Annotated in this window: 5 protein-coding genes and 1 pseudogene; 4 read left to right on the forward strand and 2 right to left on the reverse strand. The window is 66.7% G+C overall.

The features are described from left to right. Positions 1-227 (forward strand): annotated as a pseudogene (locus tag G3N93_RS32640) (enoyl-CoA hydratase); the annotation flags it as partial. Further along, positions 224-1363 (forward strand): enoyl-CoA hydratase/isomerase family protein, encoded by a 1140-nt coding sequence (locus G3N93_RS32645; protein ID WP_174985664.1) that lies wholly within the window; start codon positions 224-226, stop codon positions 1361-1363. The pseudogene G3N93_RS32640 and the gene G3N93_RS32645, both read left to right, overlap by 4 nt. A gap of 126 nt (positions 1364-1489) precedes the next feature. Here G3N93_RS32645 and G3N93_RS32650 read toward each other — a convergent pair whose 3' ends face one another. Beyond that, positions 1490-1831: a hypothetical protein gene (locus G3N93_RS32650; protein ID WP_206134809.1), complete on the reverse strand. Its 342-nt coding sequence runs from the start codon at positions 1829-1831 to the stop codon at positions 1490-1492. A 291-nt stretch (positions 1832-2122) separates the two neighbouring features. Here G3N93_RS32650 and G3N93_RS32655 point away from each other — a divergent pair, with 291 nt between their 5' ends. Then, the gene (locus G3N93_RS32655) at positions 2123-3166 is read left to right on the forward strand and encodes an AbrB family transcriptional regulator (protein WP_174985662.1); all 1044 of its coding nucleotides are present in this window, start codon (positions 2123-2125) and stop codon (positions 3164-3166) included. Positions 3167-3219: 53 nt separating this feature from the next. Here G3N93_RS32655 and G3N93_RS32660 read toward each other — a convergent pair whose 3' ends face one another. Continuing rightward, complete coding sequence (locus G3N93_RS32660) at positions 3220-4125, reverse strand: LysR family transcriptional regulator (protein ID WP_174985660.1); 906 nt, start codon at positions 4123-4125, stop codon at positions 3220-3222. Positions 4126-4303: 178 nt separating this feature from the next. Here G3N93_RS32660 and G3N93_RS32665 point away from each other — a divergent pair. After that, positions 4304-5682: MFS transporter (locus tag G3N93_RS32665; protein WP_206134810.1), on the forward strand; the 1379-nt coding region annotated here is incomplete at its 3' end.

Here is a 5682-nt window from a genome sequence, read left to right on the forward strand (position 1 = left end):
TGCTGGCGCTCGCGCGCAACGTCGCGCGGCAGAGCCCGCACGCGGTCGCGTACAGCAAGGAGCTGATCGGCCTCGCGCGCCGCGGCGTGCCGCGCAGCGCGGCGCTTGCGGTCGAGCGCGAACGTTTCGTCGACCTGTTCGAGACGAACGATCCGCGCGAAGGCGTGGCCGCATTTCTCGGCAAGCGCGCGCCGCAGTGGAATACCGACGGAGAGCCGCAACGATGAGCACGCCGGTGACGAATCACGACGCGTTCGCGGAGCACGCACCCGAGGTGCTGTTTCGCGTGGTGAATCGCGTGGCGCTGATCACGCTGAACCGGCCGGCCGCGCTCAATGCGCTGTCGTACGCGATGATCGGCGAGCTGGCCGCGCTGCTCGAGCGCTGCCGTGACGACGACCAGATCGTCGCGGTCGTGCTGCGCGGCGCCGGCGAGAAGGGTTTCTGCGCGGGCGGCGACGTGCGCGCGCTGTACCGGATGGTCGCGCAGCGCGAAACCTGGCTGCCGTTCTTCGTCGACGAATATCGTCTCGACTACGCGATCCATACGTTCCCGAAGCCGGTGGTCGCGCTGATGGACGGCGTGACGATGGGCGGCGGCATGGGCCTCGCACAGGGTGCGGCGCTGCGCGTCGCGACCGAGCGCAGCAAGATCGCGATGCCGGAGACGCGCATCGGCCTCGTGCCCGACGTCGGCGCGACGCATTTCCTGTCGCGCATGCCGGTCGAACTCGAACTGTACGTCGGGCTGACCGGCGCGATGCTGTCGGGCGCCGACGCGCTGACCGCGAAGCTGGCGGATCTGTGCGTGCCGTCCGCATGGCTCGACACGTTCGAGACGCGCATCGAAAGCGTCAAGTGGGAAGGCGATGCGCTGCCGTTGCTGCGCAAGGTGTTCGAGCCGCCGTGCAACGTCGTGCCGCATGCGGCGCTCGACGGCCAGATGCCGTGGATCGTGCGTCACTTCGACAAGCGCTCGACCGTCGAGCGGATCGTCGCGACGCTGACGCAGGATCTTGCGCGCGAGGAACTGTCGCGCGAGCACCGTCAATGGCTGCAGGCGACGCTCGATGCGCTCACCGGCCATTCGCCGACGATGCTGTACGTGACGCGCGAGGCGTTGCTGCGCGGCCGGCAGATGACGTTGGCCGAATCGTTCCGGATGGAGCTCGGCATCGTCGCGCGCGCGATCGAGGAAGGCGACTTCTGCGAAGGCGTGCGCGCGCATCTCGTCGACAAGGATCGCAAGCCGCGCTGGGCGCCCGCGTCGCTCGTCGAGCTGCGCGCCGAACGCGTGCGGCATTTCCTCACGTCGCCGTGGAAGCTGTTCGCGCATCCTCTGGCGGCGCTGGGCGCGGATTGAACCGCTGGCACGGGGCCGGCAACCGGGAAGGCGGCGCATGCTTCGGCATGCGCCGTTTTTTTTCGAGGTCGGCACGCTTCCAGTGTCGGACTCGCGGTAGCTCGCATTACCATCAGTCGCGTTAAATCACAACTGCCGGGAATGGATGAAAGTCTCAATAATAATTTCCGGATTCGCGGGTGGTGGATGAGGGTTTCTGCTTGCCATGGAATCGGCAAAGCCATTAATATCGTCAAACAAAGTTTGATTGACGTCGATTCGAGGGTTTAAAGTCGTCGTATCGAAAGCGTGGATGAAAATGACGCTATTCGATAAAAGTCTGGGATAAGCATGTGGCAGGGTGCGATGTTGCCTGCGTTCGGACTTTCCGATGGTGCGCACGGGCGTCGTCGCCGTGGCCGCCCGTCCGTGGTGCACGGACGAGGCGCTGAACCGCCTCGGTTGCGCGGGTTCCGCGAAATGAATCACGAGTTCGGCTATCGGTCAGGGCGTCTATTGGCGTCCGGGTTCGTGGCTGTCGCTCGATGGGCGACATTCGTGCATCAACTGCTTTTCCTGATGGATTCGTTGCGCACTCGGTGTTTCTGCGTGAGTTGGCACGTGTGTCGCTGTATCTTGATTTGATACGTAAATAATGAATGATTAAATTCTGAATAATCAGCCGATCTGTTTTTTGGTTCGACATTTCATTTTAACTGCTAATAATTACATTCCCATGTGGATAAGCCGGAGCCTGGTCGACAGCCGGGTCGCTTCCCGATGAAGACACTCGCGTATCTTGCCGGCCTGACCGCGGTCGGGCTCGTGCTGCGGGTTGCGGGCGTCCCGCATGGCCTGCTGCTCGGCGCGATTCTCGCCGCGTCGATCGCGACCAGCCGGTTCGGTTTCGCGCCGAGGCTGCGCTTCGGCCTCGAGTTCGTGCAGATCGTGCTCGGCACGGCAACGGGCTTGCTGTTCAGGTCGTGGGACACGCAGATGGTCGTCTCGATCGTGCCGAGCCTGGGCGTCCTGCTCGTGTGCCTGGCCACGCAGATCGTGGTCGGCAGTCTTTGGCTGTCCCGCGTCTCGGGCTGGAACCGGGCCGATTCACTGCTGGCCGTCTATCCCGGCGCACTCGCCGCGGTATTCGACCTGCTGGAATCCGAGCGCGCGTCGGCCAAGGTGATCGTCGTGCATCTCGTACGGCTCCTGTCGATCACGATCCTGGTCAGTTGCTTCATTCCGGCGCAGGTGGGCGCGCCGCAGCAAGCGGCGGTCGCTGCATTGCCGGTCGAGACGTGGCTGGCGCTGGCCGCGTTGGTGGCGCTGTGCGTGCTGGCCGGGCGGACGTTGCTCGGGCTCGGTGTTCCGGCGCCGTTCATGATCACGGCCATCGTGCTGACCGGCGTGTTCGTGCGCGCGGGATGGCTGCATGACTTCGAGGTGCCGGCGTGGTGCGTCGATGCGGCGTCGGTCATCCTGGGCGCGTTGATCGGCGCGCAGTTCCGGCAGATCACACTGGCGGACGGGCTGCGATACGGCCGAACCGGCCTGGCATGCATCGCGCTGATGCTGATGGTGGCCGGTGCGTTCGCGTGGGGGATGGCGCGGCTGTCCGGCTACGGGGTGCTGCCGCTGTGGCTCTCGTATGCGCCCGGGGCCATCGAGACGATCACGATCGTCGCCTATGGCGGCGGGTTGAACGTCGTGTTCGTCCTGTCTCATCATCTGACGCGGCTGGTCGTGCTGCACTTCGCGCCGGCGGCACTCGCCCGCGCGCGCCGCCGGCGCATGCTGGCGATCGACGGCGGCGACGCGAAATAGCGCGGGCAGGGCGGGCGTGGCGCGATCCCCGTCGCGATGCCTACCCGTCCCGCTCATCGCTCGATCATCGGCGGAATCGCCTGCGCGAGCGCGTCGATCACGCAGCGCGTCTTGCGCGGCAGGTAGCGCGTTTTCGGCCAGATCGCGTGGATGTCGCCTTCGCAGACGAAGCAGCGGTCGAGCACGACCGTCATCTCGCCGCGCTTCACGTAATGATCGAGCAGCCAGCTCGGCAGCCACGCGATCCCGAACCCCGACGCACCGGCGGCCGCGATCGCCTGCACGTCGTCGAAACTGAGCTGATGCGGCATGTCGACACGTACCGTCGAGCCGTCCAGCGCGCGCAAGTCCCACGGTTGAATCACGCCCGAGCGCGAATACGCGATCGTCCGGTGGTCTTTCAGGTCGTCGAGCGTCTTCGGCATCCCGTAGCGGGCGAGATACGACGGCGCCGCGCCGAGGCTGCCGTATTGCGTGCCGAGCCGCCGCACCGCGAGGCTCGTGCTGTCCGCGAGCGTGCCGATCCGCACCGCGAGGTCGATGCCTTCCTCGACGAGATCGACGAAGCGGTCGGTGATCGATACATCGATCCGCAAATGCGGATAGGTGCGCGCGAGATCGAGCACGATGGGCGTCACGCAGTGGTGCCCGAATGCGAGCGGCACGCTCAGGCGCAGCTTGCCGCGCGGCTCGTTGCGACCGCAATCGAGGTCGGCTTCCGCCGCTTCCAGTTCCGCGAGCGCACGCACGCAGCGGTCGTAGTACGCCTGGCCGTCGTCGGTCAGGCTCTGGCTGCGCGTCGTGCGCTGCAGCAGCCGCGCGCCGAGCCGCTTCTCGAGCCGCGCGACCGCCTTGCCGACGGCCGAACGCGTCATGTCGAGCCGCTCCGCGGCGAGCGCGAAGCTGCCCGATTCCACTACCTGGACGAAGGTCGTCACGCCGTCGAGTCTGTCGGTCATGGAAGGGTGGAGTGATTGAGTCCTGCAGTTCCCCAGTCTGGAGAAGTGCGTGCGTCAATGGGGATGGAAATTCTCACTATAGTACCGATTCCCGTCCAGCGTGCGTCGCCGGCCGCACGCGGCGAATCCTTCTCACCTGGAGGCGCGCGGCCCGTTGCCGGGCCGCGGCGCAATACGCATGACGCTATCCGACTCCCGCAGGAATGCGGTCGCACTCGCGGCCGTCTGTCTCACGTCGCTGATGTTCGGCCTCGAAATCTCGAGCGTGCCGGTGATCCTGCCGACGCTCGAACACGTGCTGCATGGCGATTTCAACGGCATGCAGTGGATCATGAATGCGTACACGATCGCGTGCACGACCGTGCTGATGGCGGCCGGCACGCTTGCCGACCGGTTCGGCCGCAAGCGCGTGTACGTGATCGGCACCGTGCTGTTCGGTGCGACGTCGCTGCTGTGCGGGCTCGCGCCGAACGTGCCGGTGCTCGTCGCCGGCCGGCTGTTGCAGGGCGCGAGCGGCGGCGCAATGCTGATCTGCCAGATTGCAGTGCTGTCGCACCAGTTTCGCGAGGGCCGCGAGCGTGGCCGCGCGTTCGGGATCTGGGGGATCGTGTTCGGCATCGGGCTCGGTTTCGGGCCGATCGTCGGCGGCGCGATCGTCGCACTGGCAAGCTGGCCGTGGGTGTTCCTCGTCCATGCGCCGCTCGCGGCCATCGCGCTCGTGCTGATCGGCGGCGCGGTGCAGGAGTCGCGCGATCCGCATGCGGGCAGGCTCGACGTGGCAGGCATCGTCACGCTGTCGCTCGCGGTGCTCGGCCTGGCGTTCTATATCACGCAAAGCGCGGAGCTTGGGCTCACGAGCGCCGCCGGCCTCGGCGTGCTCGGCGCGACCGTGCTGGCGCTGGCCGGCTTCGTCATCGCGGAACGCGCCAGTGCGCGGCCGATGTTCGACTTCTCGGTGTTCCGGATTCGCGCGTTCAGCGGCGCGATCTTCGGCTCGATGGGGATGAACTTCAGCTTCTGGCCGTTCATGATCTACCTGCCGATCTGGTTCCAGGTCGCGCTCGGCTACGACAGCGTGACGGCCGGCCTCGCATTGCTCGCATACACGTTGCCGACGCTGGTCGCGCCGCCGTTCGGCGAACGGCTCGCGCTGCGCTACGGGCCGGGTGTCGTGATCCCGGGCGGCCTGTTCACGATCGCGGCGGGTTTCGCGCTGATGCGGATCGGCAGCGCGGCCGACCATGCAAGCTGGATCACGATGCTGCCCGGCTGCGTGATCGCCGGCATCGGGCTCGGGCTCACGAACACGCCGGTGACCAACACGACGACGGGCGCGGTGCCGAGCTCGCGGGCCGGGATGGCGTCGGGCATCGACATGAGCGCGCGGATGATCTCGCTCGCGCTGAACATCGCGGCGATGGGCTTCGTGCTGGTCGCGGGGATCGTCGCGAGCCTGAAGGGCGGCGTTGCAGGCTCGATCGGCGACGCGGCGCTGCGCCGGCTCGCGCAGGAGATTGCCTCCGGCCGCACGGACGGGCTGCACGAGATCGCGCCGGC

This window comes from Burkholderia sp. Se-20378 (assembly GCF_017104665.1).
Classification (GTDB): Bacteria; Pseudomonadota; Gammaproteobacteria; order Burkholderiales; family Burkholderiaceae; genus Burkholderia; species Burkholderia lata.

Bases quoted from the DNA above. Each gene is read 5' to 3' on its own strand.
- G3N93_RS32645 (WP_174985664.1), top strand. From the start codon at position 224: ATGAGCACGCCGGTGACGAATCACGACGCGTTCGCGGAGCACGCACCC.
- G3N93_RS32655 (WP_174985662.1), top strand. From the start codon at position 2,123: ATGAAGACACTCGCGTATCTTGCCGGCCTGACCGCGGTCGGGCTCGTG.
- G3N93_RS32660 (WP_174985660.1), bottom strand. From the start codon at position 4,125: ATGACCGACAGACTCGACGGCGTGACGACCTTCGTCCAGGTAGTGGAA.